Source organism: Paraburkholderia sp. Tr-20389, from assembly GCF_017104565.1.
Taxonomy (GTDB): Bacteria; Pseudomonadota; Gammaproteobacteria; order Burkholderiales; family Burkholderiaceae; genus Paraburkholderia.
This window is the reverse complement of the sequence record NZ_JAAGPD010000053.1, coordinates 24,836-42,547: the sequence shown is the minus strand read 5'-3', so window position 1 is coordinate 42,547 and position 17,712 is coordinate 24,836. Positions and strand designations below refer to the sequence as shown.

General features: G+C 64.6%; 13 protein-coding genes. 12 read left to right on the top strand and 1 reads right to left on the bottom strand.

The genetic code is table 11. The features are described 5' to 3' along the window. The first annotated feature begins 18 nt into the window (after positions 1–18). From G3N95_RS34700 to G3N95_RS34690, 3 genes are all read left to right on the top strand, one after another. Positions 19–1,077, top strand: a complete 1,059-nt coding sequence (locus G3N95_RS34700) for a lysylphosphatidylglycerol synthase domain-containing protein (RefSeq protein WP_205974599.1) — start codon at positions 19–21, stop codon at positions 1,075–1,077. Between the two features lie 119 nt (positions 1,078–1,196). Beyond that, positions 1,197–1,664 (top strand): Fur family transcriptional regulator, encoded by a 468-nt coding sequence (locus G3N95_RS34695; protein WP_205974598.1) that lies wholly within the window; start codon positions 1,197–1,199, stop codon positions 1,662–1,664. A 429-nt stretch (positions 1,665–2,093) separates the two neighbouring features. After that, positions 2,094–2,798, top strand: a complete 705-nt coding sequence (locus G3N95_RS34690) for a carbonic anhydrase (RefSeq protein WP_205974597.1) — start codon at positions 2,094–2,096, stop codon at positions 2,796–2,798. Between the two features lie 79 nt (positions 2,799–2,877). Here G3N95_RS34690 and G3N95_RS34685 read toward each other — a convergent pair whose 3' ends face one another. Next, positions 2,878–4,284, bottom strand: coding sequence for a PLP-dependent aminotransferase family protein (locus G3N95_RS34685; RefSeq protein WP_205974596.1), 1,407 nt, complete (start codon positions 4,282–4,284; stop codon positions 2,878–2,880). 761 nt (positions 4,285–5,045) lie between these two features. On the opposite strand from G3N95_RS34685, the gene G3N95_RS34680 reads away from it, so the two are divergent. The 9 genes from G3N95_RS34680 (at position 5,046) to G3N95_RS34640 (ending at position 17,588) form a co-directional block, all read left to right on the top strand. After that, positions 5,046–5,192, top strand: coding sequence for a hypothetical protein (locus G3N95_RS34680; protein ID WP_205974595.1), 147 nt, complete (start codon positions 5,046–5,048; stop codon positions 5,190–5,192). Positions 5,193–5,241: 49 nt separating this feature from the next. Beyond that, positions 5,242–6,228, top strand: coding sequence for an iron-containing redox enzyme family protein (locus G3N95_RS34675; RefSeq protein WP_205974594.1), 987 nt, complete (start codon positions 5,242–5,244; stop codon positions 6,226–6,228). Further along, complete coding sequence (locus tag G3N95_RS34670) at positions 6,225–7,223, top strand: iron-containing redox enzyme family protein (protein ID WP_241019118.1); 999 nt, start codon at positions 6,225–6,227, stop codon at positions 7,221–7,223. The genes G3N95_RS34675 and G3N95_RS34670 overlap by 4 nt, the downstream gene beginning before the upstream one ends. 8 nt (positions 7,224–7,231) lie before the next feature. After that, positions 7,232–8,728 carry a hypothetical protein gene (locus G3N95_RS34665; RefSeq protein ID WP_205974593.1) on the top strand — a complete coding sequence of 499 codons (1,497 nt, stop codon included), beginning with the start codon at positions 7,232–7,234 and terminating at the stop codon, positions 8,726–8,728. Further along, on the top strand, positions 8,718–10,001 hold the full coding sequence (locus G3N95_RS34660; protein WP_205974592.1) for an aspartate aminotransferase family protein: 1,284 nt from the start codon (positions 8,718–8,720) through the stop codon (positions 9,999–10,001). The genes G3N95_RS34665 and G3N95_RS34660 overlap by 11 nt, the downstream gene beginning before the upstream one ends. Then, entirely contained in the window at positions 9,998–11,140 is a 1,143-nt protein-coding gene (gene rarD, locus G3N95_RS34655) for an EamA family transporter RarD (protein WP_205974591.1), read from the top strand. Before G3N95_RS34660 ends, rarD begins: the two co-directional genes overlap by 4 nt. Before the next feature lie 613 nt (positions 11,141–11,753). Then, positions 11,754–14,075 (top strand): TerB N-terminal domain-containing protein, encoded by a 2,322-nt coding sequence (locus G3N95_RS34650; protein ID WP_205974590.1) that lies wholly within the window; start codon positions 11,754–11,756, stop codon positions 14,073–14,075. After that, positions 14,072–15,382, top strand: coding sequence for an ATP-binding protein (locus G3N95_RS34645; protein ID WP_205974589.1), 1,311 nt, complete (start codon positions 14,072–14,074; stop codon positions 15,380–15,382). Before G3N95_RS34650 ends, G3N95_RS34645 begins: the two co-directional genes overlap by 4 nt. Beyond that, positions 15,354–17,588: a DEAD/DEAH box helicase gene (locus tag G3N95_RS34640; RefSeq protein WP_205974588.1), complete on the top strand. Its 2,235-nt coding sequence runs from the start codon at positions 15,354–15,356 to the stop codon at positions 17,586–17,588. The genes G3N95_RS34645 and G3N95_RS34640 overlap by 29 nt, the downstream gene beginning before the upstream one ends. Positions 17,589–17,712: the final 124 nt, after the last annotated feature.

Sequence of the window (17,712 nt, the reverse complement as noted above, 5' to 3'; positions counted from 1 at the left end):
CGCAGTGGCTTTTTACCGATGATGAAGTGGCTCACCTGGTTTGGCTTGCCTGTCGGCATCGCGGTGCTGATCGCGCTCGCGCTGCACGGCGGCATGAGCGACGTGCTGCATGCGATCGGCGCGGCGGGCTTCGCGCTGCTGTGGCTCGTGCCGCTGCACGCGTTGCCGTTGTTGCTGGATGCGCAGGCGTGGTGGCTGCTGATCGGTAAGCGCGCGTCTCTGCCGTATCTATGGTGGGTCGCAACGGTGCGCGAGGCCGTCGGCCGGCTGTTGCCCGTGGCGAGCATCGGCGGCGAGTTCGTCGGCGTGCGGCTCGCGCGCTGGAAGGTCGGCGAAACGAGCGTGGTCGGCGCGTCGGTGATCGTCGAGGTGCTGGTGACGATGGCCGTCCAGTACGTGTTCGCGGCGCTGGGTCTCGTGATGATCGTCGCGCAGACGGGGCACGACGATCTGCTCGTGACGGTCGGCGCGGCGCTGCTGCTGTCGTTGCCGGTGCCCGTCGTGGTGTTCGTGCTGCTGCGGCGCGGCGGCATCTTTCACGCACTCGAACGCTGGTCCGCGCGTCTGCCGATGAGCGCGCACTGGGGCGTCGAGCGCCTCGATGGCGCGCAGCTCGACGCCGCGATCGATACGCTGCTGAGCAAGCCTCTTCTGTTGCTGCGCGCGTTCGTCTGGCAGTTTGCCGGCTATCTGCTCGGCGCGTCGGAGGTGTACCTGGCGCTGTGGATGCTCGGGCATCCCGTGTCGATCGGCGGCGCGATCGCCGTCGAGGCGCTCACGCAGGCGGCCCGGCATGCCGCGTTCTTCGTGCCGTCGGGGCTGGGTGTGCAGGAGGCCGTCGTCGTGTTGCTCGCACGGCTGTTTGGCGTCGACGAGCAGACGGCGCTGTCGCTGGCGCTCGTGAAGCGGATGCGCGAAGTCGTGTTCGGCTGCCTCGCGCTCGCCTCGTGGCAAGCTGCCGAGATCGGGCGCAGCCGGCGCGGTGCATGGCAACGGGAAGCCGCCGTGCTCAGACCCGCCGAACAGCACGTCGCGCGGCAGCGTGCCGACACCAGCGACGGACCCCGCTCGCGCTGATTCATATTTTCGAATACGAATCGCAATCAACTAGGTTCCGGTAATGTGCGGGCCGATGTCATAGGCTGAAAGCCGGTTCTCCCGATTCGAACCCGAACTTCGATCGCAAACGGCTGCGCATGCCGCCTCGTTCATCGTCACCCCTCTCGTCACTCGATGCGCTCAAGCGCGCCGGCCTGCTCGGCACGGCCGCGCAGGCCGCCGTGCTCGACCATCTGCAGCACGCGGAGCACGGCCATTTCAGCGCGGAGGACATTCACCGGCGTATCGTCGCGGGCGGCGAGCGGATGAATCTGTCGACCACGTACCGCGTGCTCGGTCAGCTGGTGGAGGCGGGCTTCGTCGCGATCGTGCCGCTCGGCAAGCATCACAGCCTCTACGAATGGAACAGGGGCAAGGCGCACGATCACCTCGTGTGCGTCGTGTGCGGCCGGGTCGAAGAGTTCTCCGACCCGACGATCAACCGGCGGCGTATCGCCATTGCGAAAAAGTTCGGTAAACGCTTTGTCGGCAAGACGCTGGCATTGCAGGGTGTGTGTGCCGAATGCGCGGCGCGCGCGCATCCGCCGAGGCCGCGTGCGAAGTGATGCCTTCGGCAGGCCGGGCCCGGAAGACGCGCGTGTTTTGCCCTGCGTTTGCTTTGCTTGTGCGCGCTGGAAAGGAGTGTTTCCCCGCGATGGGTTAATCCCCGACCCGCGAATCAGTAAAGTGACTGTCGTGCGCGGTGGTTCCCTTCGCGCGCGAGAGAGCTTCCCCCGGTCGCCGCACCCGGCAACCGGGGTTTTTTTCGATTGCTCCGTTTTTTTGACGCGCGTAACGTGAGGCTGCCTCTTGAGAACAGGCGAGCTTTTTGTCGAGCCCCGCGCCGCTCCGATCACGTCCGGCCGGGGCTTCTTTTATGGCCTTCTCTCATCGCGTTCAGCTTTTGCGGCGAGAACGTGACCTGCCCGCTGCCGCATTCCCGTCGTACACTCCCTCATCCATCATCCAGAAGCGCTGCGAAGGGGGACAGCTCCATGTCGGACGATATGCTCAACACCAGGCGGCTTCGCGACCCCGCGAAGTCGGACCTGCTGCATCTGCTGGACGGCGTCGAGCAGTTCAGCGACGAGGTGTTTCCCGCCACGCAAGCCTTGTTCGAAAGTCTCGCCCAGGGACAGGCGCCGCACACGCTGTTTATCACGTGCGCCGATTCGCGCGTGTCGCCGGAAATGATTACGCAAACGCATCCGGGCGAACTGTTCGTGTGCCGCAATATCGGTAATATCGTCCCGGCTTACGGCGAGATGCTGGGCGGCGTATCGGCTGTCGTCGAGTATGCGGTGCTCGCGCTCAACGTGCGGCAGATCGTGATCTGCGGCCACAGCGACTGCGGCGCGATGCGCGGCCTCGCCGGCACGGCGCCGATGACCGCGGAAGACATGCCGACCGTCAACGCGTGGCTGCGCAATGCCGAGACCGCGCGCAGCGTCGTGCAGGCGCGCAAGGTCGACAGCGAGCATCTGGTGCAGGCGCTCGTCGAAGAAAATATCCGGCTGCAACTGATGCACCTGCGCACGCATCCGTCCGTCGCGGGAAGGCTCGCGCAAAAACGGCTCGACGTGCAGGGCTGGGTCTACGACATCGGGCACGGGCGCATCGCCGTGTTCAACGAGGACGACGACCGCTTCGAGAGCCTCGGCGAAGCGCGCGGAAGGCTTCAGCAACAGCAGGGCGGCTGAAGGCGCGAATGAGCGGTACCGGCGGGCGGTGCGTGTGCGCCGCCCATTGACTGGCGAGAACGGCGAGCCTGGCGAGTCTTCAATCGCCCATGGCCGCCGCGCGCCGCAAGAATCCCATCGCGCGCTCGTTGTCGAGATACGCGGTATTGAAGCGGACCCACGGCGTCGGCTCGCCATGCGGCCGGTAGTAGCTGCCGGGCTGCACCGTGATGCCGGCCCGCGCCGCCTCGGCGACGAACACATCCGAATTCGGCACGCCGGGCACACGCGCCCACACGAGCGTGCCGCCGCACGGCTCGTCGAACACCTGCCAGCCGATCTCGGCGAGCAGTTCCACGGCCGTCGAAATCGCGCCGTTCACGCGCCGCCGCAACCGCTCCAGATGCTTGCGGTAGGTGCCGCGTTCGAGCAGCGCCGCGACGACGCGCTCGCTGAAACGCGTGCCGCCGAGGCTCGTGAGCGCCTTCACTTCGACGAAGTGCTTGATCAGTCCCGCTTCCGCGGCGATGTAGCCGAGCCGCAGCGACGACGACAGGCTCTTTGAAAATCCGCCGATATACACGACTCGCGTCAGCCGGTCGAGCGACGCGAGGCGCTGCGTCGGGATTGCCTGGAAATCCGCGTACACGTCGTCCTCGACGATCATGAAGTCGTGTTCCTGCGCGAGCTGCAGCAGCCGGAAGCCGACGTGCGGCGCGACGTTCGTGCCCGTCGGGTTGTGAAAGACGGTGTTGACGAAAAATAGCTTCGGCCGATGCTCTTTCAGCAGCGCCTCGACGGCGTCGACATCGGGTCCCGTCGACAGGCGCGGCACGCCGACCAGTTCGATGCCTTGCAGCTTGAGCAGCCCAAACAGGTTGAAATACCCGGGATCTTCGACGAACACCGTGTCGCCGGGCTTGAGCAGCATCCGTACGACGAGGTCGAGCGCCTCGCTCGCGCTGTTCGTGACCATGATGTTTTGCGGTTCCGCGGCGACGCCGACGAAGGCGAGGCGCTGTTCGATCTGCAGCCGCAGCACCGGGTCGCCTTGTGGAATCGCGTAGTCGATCAGGCTGCGCGCGTCCGTGCGCGAGGCCTGGCGAATCGCCTGCGCGATGCCTTCGACGTCGCGCCATGCTTCGGGGATGAAGCCGATCGACAGGTTCAGCACCTCGTCGGGGCGCTCGAATTGCCGCAGGATCTGATCGGACTCGGGCGTCGCGCGAATCGCGTCGAGCCCGCGCGTGGCGCGCGGCGCTTTTTCGAACTGTTCGGCGACGTAATAGCCGGAGCCGTGCTTGGGCTGGAGCAGGCCGCGTGTGGCGAGCCGGTCGTAGGCCTCGATGACGGGGAAGCGGCTGATGTTGTGCTCGGCCGCGAACTTGCGGATGGACGGCAGGCGCATGCCTACGCGCAATTCGCGCGACAGGATCAGCGCTTCGACCTGACCGACGATCTGTTCCGTCAGCGGGGTGGCCGTTGCGACGTCGAGGGTGATCTTCATTCGCCTCCCGGTCAAAGTGTTCGAGCAAGTTCGCCGAACACTTCGCGCAAATTGATCGAAAGTGTTCATTCCAGTTATCGCAGTTTACCGGAACAATAGGTCCAACGAGTTAGTTTGTTTGCATGAATTTTCGACCGAAAATCGTGTTAAATCAGTAAGTTATTTAACATTTGACGAATTCGTCGAACGGCGGTGAAAACGAGCGAACACTTTAACTGATTGTGCAAAACCGGAACTGTACCGAGAGAATTTCCGAGGCCGTGCAAAAAAGATACGGCGCAGCAGAACCTGAGAGAACAGCAGCAGACGGAACCTGAGAGAAACAACGAACGGCGGCCAACCACGAGAATCCGACCCGACCGCCCAGACCAGATCGACCTTCAGGCGCGCTCCCCTTGGCGGGAGCGCCCGTTTTGCGTGTCGAGTGCGTCTGGCTGCGGCGTCAGTGCGACACTCGGGCACGCCTGTTCGGCCACAGCGCGGCAACGTGCTGAAAACCGGGTTAATGAACCGGTCGATAAACAACACATGCGTCTGACTGCACCGGAACGGACCGAGAAGCCGCGACCGGTGCCGGATCCACGACGGAGAACGGGGCTACATTTTCAAGCCTGTTGCGCTCATCGTCCGCCGCCATTGGCGCGGCGATGCTGCCCGCCGCACGGCTTCGGGTTTCTGGCTCCGGGCGTGAAAGAACTGGCCACATTGGTGGACAGCTTGTTAAGCAGTGCAGATTGAACGCTAACCCAAGGAGATTTGAAATGACGACCCAAACGCAGGTTCAGCAAGTGCAGCCCCAACAGCAATCGCAAGCCCAGTCGCAGACGGACCGGCAGGACGAGAAAAAGATCACGGTCGTGGTCAAGCCGCGCAAAGCCCGGCCCGTGCTCATTCCGGTTCACCTGTAATCGACCAGCCGGCACCGTCGCGTGCCGGCCACGAACGGAGGCTGTCGTGATGGACGACATTTTTGAACCACAGGCGTTCGTGCTGGCGGGAAAGTGTCTCAGCACGTCGCCTTCGCTCGTCATCGAAGACGACGAGCATCAATACGAATTTCCGGCGTCCGTCGACGGTGAAGATGCGGCGTCGCTGATCAGCGCGCTGCGCTCGGGCGTCAAGGCCGAAGAAGTGCTGGCCCGCTACTCGCCGTACGAACAGAAACTGTTCGACCGTCTGAAGGAGCTGCAACTGGTGCGCGCGGTCAAGCCCGCGCTGGCGCGCAGCGGCCTCGACGTGCTGCTCGAACTCGAAGATCTCGCCAACGAACTGCTGTACCGCACGCTCTATACGAACGTGTTCTGGGAGAAGTGCGCGTCCGCGAGCACGCGCGAAGACATTCCGCTCAATGTGATCCACGGGATGATCGTGGAGAACTACCATTTCCTGTTCCGCGAAAGCTACTTCGACGCGCCGGTTCTGTCGTACGTCGCCAATACGGGCGTGCGGCTCGCGATGAACGAGTTCTACGCGGAAGAGTACGGTCACGACGAACTGCTGCTCAAGGCGCTGAACACGCTGGGCGTGACGCGCGAAGATCTCGCGCGCACCGTGCCGCTGCCGCAGACCATGGCGCTGTGCAACGCGCTCGCGTTCTGGGCGCATAGCGATCCGCTGTTCTTCTTTTCGACGCTCGGCATACTCGAAGGCAAGGACATCAAGCAGGACTCTTTTCTCGATGCCGCCTATCGGATCGGCGTCGATCCCGCGCTGCTCAAGCCCGTGAAGGCCCATTCCGACATCAACCTGAACGGCGGGCACGGCAGCCTCACGCGCAAGATCTTTTCGCGGATTCCCGCCATCCCGGATTCGGACGTGCGCCGTCTGCGCGCGCAGACGCATCTGTTCATCGAACTGTACGACCAGTTCTACACGGGTATCTGGGAACACTATTCGACGTCGCCGACGCTGTTGCGTCAGCTCGACGTCAGCGGAGACGCATGATGCAAGTCACGACAGCCGCCGATCTTTTCGCCGCGCCGCGCTTTCGCCCCGGCGTCCAGCTGACGGAAGAAGACAATGGCCTGACCGTCGACTATCGCGAGCAATCGTGCTCGGTGATTGCCGACAAGCGGGGCGCGCTCAAGGCGTTCGTCGAATCGCTCAGGCGCGGCGACACGTCGATTCCGGAACTGAAACGCCGCCACACAGAACTCGCGCAGGAAATCGACGGGCTGATCGAGGAATTCGACAGGCTCGGCCTTCTGACGGAGAGCGCGTTTCCCGAGCCGCAAGGCTGTCTGTCCGGCGAGGAGTTCTATCACCGGCTCAGGAAGTTCGCTTCGGAGACGATCGCCGCGAAGTCGAAATCGCGTCTCTATCAGGGGCTGTGCGACCGCACGCTGCCGAAGAGCGCGCTGATCGGCTATGCGCTCGAATACTTCTATATCGTGCGCGAGGCGCCGGGGCTGATCGCACCCGCGCTTACGCATGCCGGCCCCGTCAAGGTGCAGAAGTTGCTGCAAGGCTTTCTCGCCTCGGAACTGAATCACGACGACATGCTGCGGCAGTCGTTGCACGCCGTCTCCATTCGCACCGACAACCTCGACGATCTGGTGCCGTTGCCCGCCACGTTCGCGCTGTGCGCGTCGTTGGGCGTATATGCGCGCCAGCATCCATTGAGCTTCAAGTCGCTGCTGTTCCTGTTCGAGCAGCCGAGCGTGAGCTTTCATATCGAACTGGCGAACTATTGCCGCGGGACGGGCATCCCGGAGGGCTTCTGGCGCCCGATCGCCCGTCACGCGACGATCAACGACGAGTTCGATCACGAAGACATCTCGCTCAGCCTGCTGTCCGAAATCGAAGCCGTGTCGCCGGAAGAGCAGATGACGGTCAAGAAGCACGTGATGCTCGCGATCGAAACCATGGTGCTGCAGGAGAACCAGATTCTCGATTTCTACGGCAAGCAGCCCGTCGTCAAACCGCGCATCTTTGCCTGAGAACGGTCATGGAACGCTGGGATATCGATCGATACAGACGGCCGGCGCTGGTGCCGTGCGAGGTGTCGTCAGGCGACGCGGTGTTGACGATCGGCATCGGCGACGATGCGATCGACCTGTCGTTCGAAGGCGTCGCGCGTGACGAAGTGGCCGACGTCATTGAGCAGCTGATGCGGCCTTCATCCGACATCTGGATCAGGCTGAACGAAGGCGAATGTCCCGCGTGGATTCGCGCGTTGACGGTGCAACTGGATGCGCTCTCGCTGATCGAAGAGACGGACAGCGGGGTCGACAGCGTGACGTCCGAAGCGGAACGCGCGCTCGCGTTGTGCGTGGAAGTCGGGCAGCGGCTCGCACGTGTCGTCGCGAAGCGTCTTGCGATGTACAAGGAGGTGCTCGCCGTCGTGCACACGATGCTGACGGATCAAGCGCAAGTCCACGAGCAGGCAGTGTTTCCGTTTTCGGACGACCATCACGGCCCGCTCGCAAATAATTTCGCGCTGCAGGCGCTGTATTTCCAGCTGGCGTATGCACGCCGCAACGCGCCGGAACTGCTGATCGCGTGGCAAAGCGTGCTGGCCGAAGTGTTCACGCATGTGCGCTGGCATCCCCACACCGCGATCGCGAAAGACGTATCGCACGACGGTGTCCACAGCATCGCCTCGCTCGATCCGACCGATCTGCAGATGTACCTGCTGTCGTTTGCGCATTTCATCGAGATCGCGCCGCTGCGTGTCGGCCGCCGCGTCACGTCGGCGTCGACGGACACGCTGAGCGAGCCGTGCAGCGGCCTCGCGCTCGCCGCGCGCGCCGAGCGTCTGCTGCTCAAGGCGCTCGACGGTCTCGGCAGCAACGTCTATGCATCGGCGGCACTCGCGAGCGACGCGATTACGCCGCTCGTGAAAGGCCTGTACATCGAGCAATATCACGTCACCGACCGCTTCGTCGAAATTCTCGGACCGCTGCTGTCGCGCCGCCTCAAACGCACTCTGCGCGCGCGGCTCTTTCAGTACTTCCTGGAAGAGTACGGCCACGAAGCATTCGAACTCGCGACGTGCGTCGCGCTCGGCATGAACGAAGCCGACGTGTGCGCTTCGGTGCCGCTGCCGCTCACCGCGCTTTATATCGACGCGTACACGGTGCTCGCGCATCGTCTGCCCACTGCGTTCTTCACGTCGATCATGGTCACGGAAGGCCTGCGCGACCAGCACAGTCCCGTGCATGAGCACATCGCCGCACTCGTCGAGCGTGCGCTGCATGCGGGCGACATCGTTGCAAAGCACGGCGAGACGAACGACGAACTGAATCATCCGAGCCTGTCGCGTCTCTTCCTCGCCGACATTCCGCATGTCACGGCCGAGGAACAGCGCTACAGCCTCGAAGCGGCGCTGTTCATGCTCGAAGTGAACATGCGCCAACTCGAATCGGTCGCGTTCTTCTACGGCGATCAAAAGCAACTCCAGTTTCATGGACTGCACGAAGGCAGGAGGCCGCTTGAAGTCTGAGATCGAGCCTGACGTCGGTGTCGAGCGCGCGGCGAACGAGGCAGCGCGCTTCGATTCCGTGAACCCCTGGTGGGCGCAGTTTCTCGACGAAGCGGGCCTCGATATGACGGGCGCGCGCGGCGACGGCTGTTACATCGAAACGGCGGACGGCCGCACGTTGCTCGACTGTCTCGCGGGCTTCGGCACCGCGAATCTCGGGCATGCGCATGGGTCGCTGCTTGCGCGTTTCGCCGACGCATTGCAGCAGACGTCGGTGAACGTGTTTCCGTTCGAATGCGCCGAGTTGCAGCGCCTGCTTGCCGACAAACTGATCGCGCTCTCAGGCAAGCGTTTCCAGAAAGTGTTCTTCGCGACCACGGGTGCCGAGGCGGTCGAAAGCGCAGTGAAGTTCGCGATGACGGGCACCGGGCGGCCGGACGTCGTCGCGTTTCGCGACGCGTTTCACGGCCTGTCGATGTTTTCGTCGTTCATGACGGGCAATCCGTTCTGGACCGAGGCGTTGCCGTGGAAGCCGGGCAACGTCCATCACGTCGACGCGCACAACTTCGCCGCGCTCGAAGACTTGCTGGCGAGCCGCAAGGTTGCCGCCGTCGTGTTCGAACCTGTCGCGGGATCGTCGTCGGCGCAGCACTGGAACGCGGACACGTCGGCGCGGCTCGCCGCGCTGTGCCGCGCGACGGGAACGAAGCTGATCGCCGATGAAGTCTATTGCGGGCTCGGCCGCACGGGCACCTGGTTCGGCATCGACGCGATCGGCATGCGGGACGCGTCGGCGGCGCCCGACATGATCGTCGTATCGAAAGGCTTGACGGGCGGACTCGTGCCGCTGTCGGCGGTACTGCTCAACGACGCTGACTTCGATGCTGTGTTCGGCGCGCCCGGCAAGGCGAAAGTGCAGGGCTCGACGTTCGGCGGGAACCGCCTCGCGATGCACTGCGGGCTGATCGTGCTGGATCTCGTCGAAAGCGGGCGGCTCGTCGACAACGCGGCGGCGATAGGCGCGCTGATCGAAGCGCGCATCGCGGCGCGTTTCGGCGGCCGCGTGACGGTGAGCGGCAAGGGCCTCGCGCTCAGCCTCGCGCTTGACGCGGAATTCGCGGCACAACCCGGCAGAAGCATGACCGACGTGTGGCTTGATCTGATCGACGGTGGCGTGCTGGCCATGCCGAATTCGGCTGCACCGGATTCGCTGCGCCTGTCGCCGCCGCTGATTTTTGGCGTGGATGAAGTGGAAGTTCTGATCGACCGACTCGACGAGGCGCTACAGCCATGAATGCAAACAATCAGAAGCAGAAGGAGGGCGCCGGCTACGCTGCGCTGCTCGTGGCGCTGTGCTGGTGGGGCCTGATGCCGTTGTACTACTGGCATCTGAAGGAAGTGAGCGCGCCGGAGATGCTCGCGCACCGCGTGTTCTGGTCGTTCGCAGTGCTGTCCGCTGTGATTGCGCTCAAGCCCGCGTTGCGGCAGCAAATGGGCGACTGGCGCTCGTTCGCGCTCGCGCTGGTGCCCGCCGTGCTGCTGTCGGCGAACTGGGTCGTGTATATCCTCGCGTCGGTGACGGGCAATGCGCTGCAGGCGAGTCTCGGCTACTTCCTGAACCCGCTCCTGTCGGCGGCGCTCGGCATCGTTTTTCTGAATGAGCGGCTCAATGGTCTGAAAGCGGCGGCGCTTGCGCTCGGATTGGCGGGCACTTTCGTCCAGTGTTATGCGCACGGCGGCGTGCCCGTGTTCGCCGTGATGCTGACGGTGACGTTCTCGTTGCTGGGCCTGGCGCGCAAAGTGTGGCCGACCCGCAATGCGATCGTCAGCACGTGGCGCGAGACGGTCGTGATGATGCCGTTCGCGCTCGGCTACTTCGGCTATCTGACGTCGCACCATACGCTCGCGTTCACGTCGTACGGCATCGATGCGTCGGTGCTGATGATGATGGCGGGGCCGCTGACGGTGGTGCCGCTCGCGCTGTACGCGTACGCGATGCCGCTGGTGTCGCTGACGGAGTCGGCCGTGATGCAATACGTGACGCCGACGGTGACCTTCGTGCTCGCGCTCACGGTCTTCCATGAGCGGCTGACGGCAATCGACCTGACGGGTTATGGCCTGATCTGGTGCGGCCTCGCACTCGCAACCTACGCGACGGTCCGGCGCCGTCGTTTGACGCTGGTCGTCGCGCCGGCAGTAGCGGCGCAAGCGACGCAGGGCGCGCAAACTGTGCAAGGCGTGCAAGGTACGGGCGCTGCGGGACAGAACGTAACCTTTCTGTCGGCTCACAAGGCAGCCCCTCATAAGGCAGCCCACGAGTCATCCCACGAGTCAGCGCACAAAAAGACGCCAGCTTGCGCTGGCGTGAATAGGTTCTGGCATTCCGAGGGCCGTCCAGAACCTGAGAGACGGTGCGAAAAATCTGACGCTTGAAGCGTCGGAGATGGAATTCGGATCAGGCGCGCCGACGTGCAATACCACGCGCCTGACGCATGCCGCTGAGTGTACCCCCAGTTCATAAAATGAGCTTGCAAAATATGCGATTTAGTTGGGGCCCGATCGTGCGCTTGCGCACAAAGGTTTCCGTAAGGAAGACTCTTTAAGCGCTTCTTCGCAGACGCGTCTGCCGGTATGCGAACCCTCGATTTCCCGCCACCGGATCGATCCTGAAAAAGAACATATAATCAAAGGTCGCGACCACGCCGGGCAACGGATTCCCGGCGATGTGGACGAAAGAACAATGCGCCGCGATCGAAGCCGTCACGGGAGGGCGTGGCCGTCGTGATCGGCCTGTCGATGGGGCTTGCTTTCCTGTCCCCGGCAGCCATCTGATCGTTCGGGCGCGGGCCTGTTCATGGTACGGCCCGTGCGTCGCTGGCTGACTTTCAAGCTTGCATCGGAAGACACGTTGCGTGAGCGCCGTGTCGACATGCTGCCAGGACCGCAGCGGCGCGCGCCCGCGTCACAGGCGAGGGCGAGGGCGGCGCGTTTCGTGTCGCAGTTTTGATCCGGATCTCACAGGGCTCGAAAGGAGCCGCGCAATTTCATGACAAGTTCTTCCGGCTCATACGACGACGAGCCGTTGGTATCGATAAGCATGGCGGGCGCTACCGCCGACGCCTACCGCATCAGCCCCGCGTCCGCCGGCGCGCGGCCTGATGTGCGTTCGCCCGCGCGAGTGTCCGCGCGCTGGGTCACGCCCGGCGAAAGCGTCGATATCCACGGCCTCGACGTGTCGGGAGGCTTCTTCTATACGGGCGACGTGCAGCGCTCGCATGCCGATTCGATCGATGCCTGCGTGATCGACGCGCGCTTCGACGTCGCGCGCGACGGCGCAAATCCGTCGGCCGGACTGGACAGCGTGGCGCTCAGCTATGGCGGTTTCTCGCCTGAACAGCGGCGCACATATCTCGAATGGCTCGCGTCCGACCGGAAGAAATCGGACATCAACACCGGGTATCTGTTTTTCTATCTGTACGGCCTCGAACGGCGGGTTCTCGTCGACGGCGCGGCGGGCAAGGTCAGCGGCGACGAATTCGATGCGATCGCGAAGGAACTGCGGCGCCTGATCAATCTCGACGCGAACTATGGCTGGCAAAAGCATGTGCGCGCGCTGATCGACGCGCTGTCGCTGATGGCGTCGCGGCACACGCGCATGTATTTGCAAGCCGCGCCCGACGGACTCGCGACGGGTTATCAGGTGCCGCTGAACGTGCGCGTCGCGTTCGGCCAGGCGGCGCTCGACCAGCATCCGCTGCCCGCCGACTGGGCGCTCGCGTGGGTCAAGCTCGATCCGATGATGGTGCGGCGCACGGCCGTCGCGCGGTGTCCGGAAGAATTCGACCGGGTGTTCACGCGGCAGTATCGCGACCGGTTCGGCGCCGGCATGCTGCTTCCCGCGAACCGCACGAAGCTCGACGCGTCGCCGCAACCGTCGTTCCGCGCGCTGAAGAGCGTGCCCGTGCCGGGCTTTCTGGTCGGCTTGCCCGATATCGCCGCCGTCAACGGCACGCGCAACAAGCTGCAGTTGCTGATGCACGAAAGCGCCGCCGCGCTCGATGCGTACAGCCGCTACCTCGGCCGCTATCCGGAGGCGCAGGGCACGCTCGAAGCCACGCTGACGCTGCCGCCCACGATGTGGCCGCAGGCGACGCACGACGCCATCGATGCGCTGGCCGGCGAAATCGCCGGCGCGACGGCCGTCAGCACGTTCGGCACGCTGCTGGCGCGCTTCCGCTCGGGCGGCAAGATGACCCGCGACAAGGCGGTCGTGTTCACGACGGCGCTCGCGGAAGCGGGCATTGCCGTCGAACCGGACGTGCGCCTCGGCGCGCGCACGCCGAAGCCGACGGATGCCGTTGCGCTGTTCGGCATCGAGCCGGGTGCGAACCCGCTGTCCGTCGACGACGCGTACGAGGTCGCGACGATCATCGTCGATCTGGCCGCGACCGTCGCGCGTGCGGACGGCGACGCGACGCAGCGCGAGACGGCCGTGATCGAATGGCAGATCGACCAGTGGCCGCATCTGTCGGACGAACAGCGCAGGCGGCTGAAAGCGCGTAATCTCGTGCAACTCACGCAGCCGACGGCGAGCGCGGGGCTGAAGAAGAAGCTCTCACCGCTGTCGCAGGACGTGAAGGCGACGATCGCGTCGTTCCTCGTACATACGGCGAATGCCGACGGTGCCGTATCGCGCGACGAAGTGCGCCTGCTCGAAAAGGTGTACCGGATGCTGGGCATCGATCCGCAGCGCCTGTACACCGATCTGCATCAGCATGCGAGCGGCGCGCCCGCAACGCCGGCGCATGGCGGCACGAAGCCGTCGAAGAAGCACGCCGCCGACGCGCCCAGGGCCGCCGCGCCGAAGCATGAGTTCGTGCTCGACGCGACGCGAATCGCCGCGCTCAAGGAAGAGACGGCGCGTGTTTCGTCGATGCTGGCCGACGTGTTCGTCGAGGACGCGCATGTGCCCCATGCGATGCCGCACGCTCACGCAGCGCAGCCGGGCGCGCCGGATACCGCCGGGGAACAGCACGTGCTTGCAGGACCGGCAGAGGCGATGCCGGCGGCACATGACGAGCAACCGACGCCAATGCCCGCGCCGGAAACACTGCAAACATCTGACGCAAACGAAGCGCCGCTGCTGGGCCTCGACGACCCGCACTCGTCGTTCCTGCGTCTGCTCGTTACGCGCGCATCGTGGACGCGCGCCGAACTCGCCGATGCCGCGTCGCATCTCGAACTGATGCTCGACGGCGCGATCGAACAGGTGAACGAGGCGTCGCTCGACCGTTGGGACGAACCGCTCACGGACGGAGACGATCCCGTCGAAATCAATCAGGAAGTCGCACAAAGGTTGGCTGCATGACAACGATTCGCCCCAGGGACCGCGACGCGGTCCTGCAATCCCTGCGTGCCGGCGTCGTGCCGCGCATCGGGCAACATCTGATCCAGGTCGGGCGCGCGCGCGAACTCGAAGCGCTGCTGAAGGACATCGAGCGCGTCGCGGACGGCGGCTCGGCGTTTCGCATCGTCGTCGGCGAGTACGGCGCGGGCAAGACCTTCTTCCTGAACCTCGTGCGCGCAATCGCGCTCGAGAAAAAGCTTGTCACCGTGCATGGCGACCTGAATCCGGACCGGCGTCTGCACGCGTCGGGCGGCCAGGCGCGTTCGCTGTACGCGGAACTCGTCAAGAACATGGCGACGCGCACCAAGCCCGAAGGCGGCGCACTCGCGGGCGTGGTCGAGAAGTTCATCGGCCAGGCGAAGACGGAAGCGAAGGCGACGGGCCGCAGCAGCGACGAGGTGATTCGCGCGCAGCTCTCGCAACTGACGGAGATGGTCAACGGCTACGATTTCGCCGACGTGATCGCCGCTTACTGCAAAGGCTTCGAAGAAGGCAACGAGAAGCTCAAGAGCGATGCGGTGCGCTGGCTGCGCGGCGAGTTCTCGACACGTACCGACGCGCGCCAGGCGCTCGGCGTGCGCACCATCGTCGACGACGCGAACATGTACGACCAGCTGAAGCTGCTCGGCCGCTTCGTGCGGCTCGCGGGCTACAGCGGCCTGATGGTGTGCCTCGACGAAATGGTGAACCTGTACAAGCTCGCCAACCTGCAGGCCCGCAACGCGAACTACGAACAGATCCTGCGTATCCTGAACGACTCGCTGCAAGGCACCGCGGAAGGGCTCGGCTTCGTGCTGGGCGGCACGCCCGAGTTTCTGCTCGACACACGGCGCGGTCTCTACAGCTATGCGGCGCTGCAGTCGCGGCTCGCGGAAAACGCGTTCGCGACCAACGGCCTCGTCGACTATAGCGGCCCTGTGATCCGGCTCGCCGCGCTCACGCCGGAAGATTTCTACGTGCTGCTCGACAAGCTGCGCCTCGTGTACGCATTCGGCGATGCGAGCAAGACGCTCGTGCCCGAGGAGGCGATCCCCGCGTTCATGGCGCATTGTGCGACGCGGCTCGGCGAAGCGTACTTCCGCACGCCGCGCACGACGATCACCGCGTTCATCAATTTCCTGGCGGTGCTGGAGCAGAACCCGTCGGCGGATTGGCGCGAGCTGATCGGCAGCATGGAGATCGAGCGCGACACGGGCGGCGCGGCCGACATCGTCAACGACGCCGCTTCCGATAGCGACGATGAGCTTGCCAGCTTCCGGCTCAACTGATTCGCGCAGCTTCGACCTGCTCGACGAGCGCATTCGCCGCTGGATCTGGCGCGAGGGCTGGACGGAGCTGCGCGATGCGCAGGAGCGGGCCGTCCCCGCGCTGATCGACGCCGACCGCGACGTGATCATCGCGGCCGCGACGGCCGCCGGCAAAACGGAAGCGGCCTTCCTCCCCATTCTGTCGAACCTGCTGCGCGATACGCCATGCAGCGGCTCGGTGCTGTACATCAGCCCGCTCAAGGCCTTGATCAACGATCAATGGTCCCGTCTCGACAACCTGTGCGACGCGCTGGAGATTCCCGTCACCGGCTGGCACGGCGACGTGTCGTCGGGACGCAAGCAGCGTTTCGTGAAGAACCCGACGGGCGTACTGCTGATCACGCCCGAATCGCTCGAAGCGATGTTCGTCACGCGCGGTGCGTCGCTGGCCACGACTTTCGGTGCGCTGCGCTATGTCGTCGTTGACGAGCTGCATGCGTTCATCGGCTCGGAGCGCGGCATGCAGCTGCAATCGCTGATGCAGCGCGTCGATCATGTATGCGGGCGCCGTGTGCCGCGTGTCGGTTTGTCGGCGACCCTCGGCGACATGCGACTCGCCGCTGAATTCCTGCGCCCTGAAGGTGCCGAGAGCGTGCAGATCGTCGAGTCGGGCAATACCGGCCAGGAACTCAAGATCCTCGTCAAAGGCTATGTCGAGAAGCCGCCGCGCATCCAGTTCGAACCCGGCATCGAGAACCCCGGCCTCGAAGACGTCGTACCCGCCAGTACGGTTGAAGTTGCGAATCACATGTACAAGGTGCTGCGCGGCTCGAACAATCTGATCTTTCCGAACAGCCGCCGCCAGGTCGAGCTGTACGCCGACCTGCTTCGCAGAGCGTGCGAGCGCGACGGCTATCCGAACGAGTTCTGGCCGCATCACGGCAGCCTGTCGAAGGAATTGCGCGAGCAGACCGAACAGGCGCTGAAGAAAGGCGACCGGCCGGCGAGCGCCGTGTGCACGACGACGCTCGAACTCGGCATCGACATCGGCGCAGTGAAGAACGTCGTGCAGGTGGGCGCGCCGCCGTCGGTGGCGAGTTTGCGGCAGCGGCTCGGACGCTCGGGCCGGCGCAAGGGCGAAGCGGCGATTCTGCGCTGCTATTGCGTCGAAGCCGAATTGCACAGCGGCTCCGATCTGTCGGACCGCCTGCGCGAGAGCCTCGTGCAATCGGTGGCGATGGTGAACCTGCTGCTGCGCGGCTGGTTCGAGCCGCCGCGCGCGGGCGGCATGCATCCGTCCACACTGGTGCAGCAGATCCTGTCCATCATCGCCGAGCGTGGCGGCGCGCGAGCGAACGAGCTGTGGGACACGCTCGTCGCGCAAGGTCCGTTCGGCGCGATCGACAAGCCGATGTTCGCAGCCATCCTGCGCAGCCTCGGCGCGCAGGATCTGCTCGTGCAGGAAGCGGGCGGCTTGCTGCTGCATGGCACGGCGGGCGAGCGTCTCGTCAACCGCTACGAGTTCTACGCATCCTTTTCCACCGACGACGAGTTTCGTATCGTCGCGGGCGCGAGCGTGCTCGGCTCGGTGCCCGTGTCGCGTCCGCTGGCGCCGGGGCAGGGGCTCGTGTTCGGCGGACAGCGCTGGCGCGTGCAGGAAGTCGATGCGCCGAGGAAAACCGTGTACGTGAAGCCCGATCAGGGCGGCGTGCCGCCCGTGTTCGACGGCGGCGGCTCGCTCGTGCACGACGAGGTGCGGCGCGAAATGTTCCATGTGCTGAAAGACGGCGCGCCCGTCGTGTTTCTCGATTCGACGGGCCGCGAACTGCTCGAAGAGGCGCGCCGCTATTTCGCATCGAACGAACTGGCGACGCGCTCTGTCTTCGCGCATGGCGGCAGCACGGTGCTCGCGACCTGGTCCGGCGACTGGATCAACGATGCGCTCGTCGTGCTGCTTCGCGCAGAAGGCTTCGACGCGTGGAATCAGGGGCCGACCGTGAGCGTGCGCATCCAGGGCGCCGAGTCGGTGAAGGATGCGCTGCAACGCATCGCGTCGCTGACGCCCTCGCAGACCACCGACGCCTTGCGCGCGATCGGCAACATCGACAACGAAAAGTGGGACTCGACCTTGCCCGATGATGTGAAGCGCAGCGCGTATGCGTCGCTGCGGCTCGATTTGCCGGGTGCGCAGGCGCTGGCGCGGCGGCTCGCCGCCGCGTGCGAGTGAGCGGATTGCCGGAAATCCGTCAGCGAACCGTCGACGCGTGTACAACCGCGTGCGCGCACATCAATTAAGCGGTAGCATACATTTCTTTGCGCATCGAATGGCTTGCGAAACACACGCTGTTTCC

What these genes read in the sequence shown, in the direction of transcription:
- G3N95_RS34670 (WP_241019118.1), top strand. Translation starts at nt 6,225, where the DNA reads ATGATGCAAGTCACGACAGCCGCCGATCTTTTCGCCGCGCCGCGCTTT.
- G3N95_RS34675 (WP_205974594.1), top strand. Translation starts at nt 5,242, where the DNA reads ATGGACGACATTTTTGAACCACAGGCGTTCGTGCTGGCGGGAAAGTGT.
- G3N95_RS34690 (WP_205974597.1), top strand. Translation starts at nt 2,094, where the DNA reads ATGTCGGACGATATGCTCAACACCAGGCGGCTTCGCGACCCCGCGAAG.
- G3N95_RS34645 (WP_205974589.1), top strand. Translation starts at nt 14,072, where the DNA reads ATGACAACGATTCGCCCCAGGGACCGCGACGCGGTCCTGCAATCCCTG.
- G3N95_RS34680 (WP_205974595.1), top strand. Translation starts at nt 5,046, where the DNA reads ATGACGACCCAAACGCAGGTTCAGCAAGTGCAGCCCCAACAGCAATCG.
- G3N95_RS34665 (WP_205974593.1), top strand. Translation starts at nt 7,232, where the DNA reads ATGGAACGCTGGGATATCGATCGATACAGACGGCCGGCGCTGGTGCCG.
- G3N95_RS34685 (WP_205974596.1), bottom strand. Translation starts at nt 4,284, where the DNA reads ATGAAGATCACCCTCGACGTCGCAACGGCCACCCCGCTGACGGAACAG.
- rarD (WP_205974591.1), top strand. Translation starts at nt 9,998, where the DNA reads ATGAATGCAAACAATCAGAAGCAGAAGGAGGGCGCCGGCTACGCTGCG.
- G3N95_RS34640 (WP_205974588.1), top strand. Translation starts at nt 15,354, where the DNA reads ATGAGCTTGCCAGCTTCCGGCTCAACTGATTCGCGCAGCTTCGACCTG.
- G3N95_RS34700 (WP_205974599.1), top strand. Translation starts at nt 19, where the DNA reads ATGATGAAGTGGCTCACCTGGTTTGGCTTGCCTGTCGGCATCGCGGTG.
- G3N95_RS34695 (WP_205974598.1), top strand. Translation starts at nt 1,197, where the DNA reads ATGCCGCCTCGTTCATCGTCACCCCTCTCGTCACTCGATGCGCTCAAG.
- G3N95_RS34650 (WP_205974590.1), top strand. Translation starts at nt 11,754, where the DNA reads ATGACAAGTTCTTCCGGCTCATACGACGACGAGCCGTTGGTATCGATA.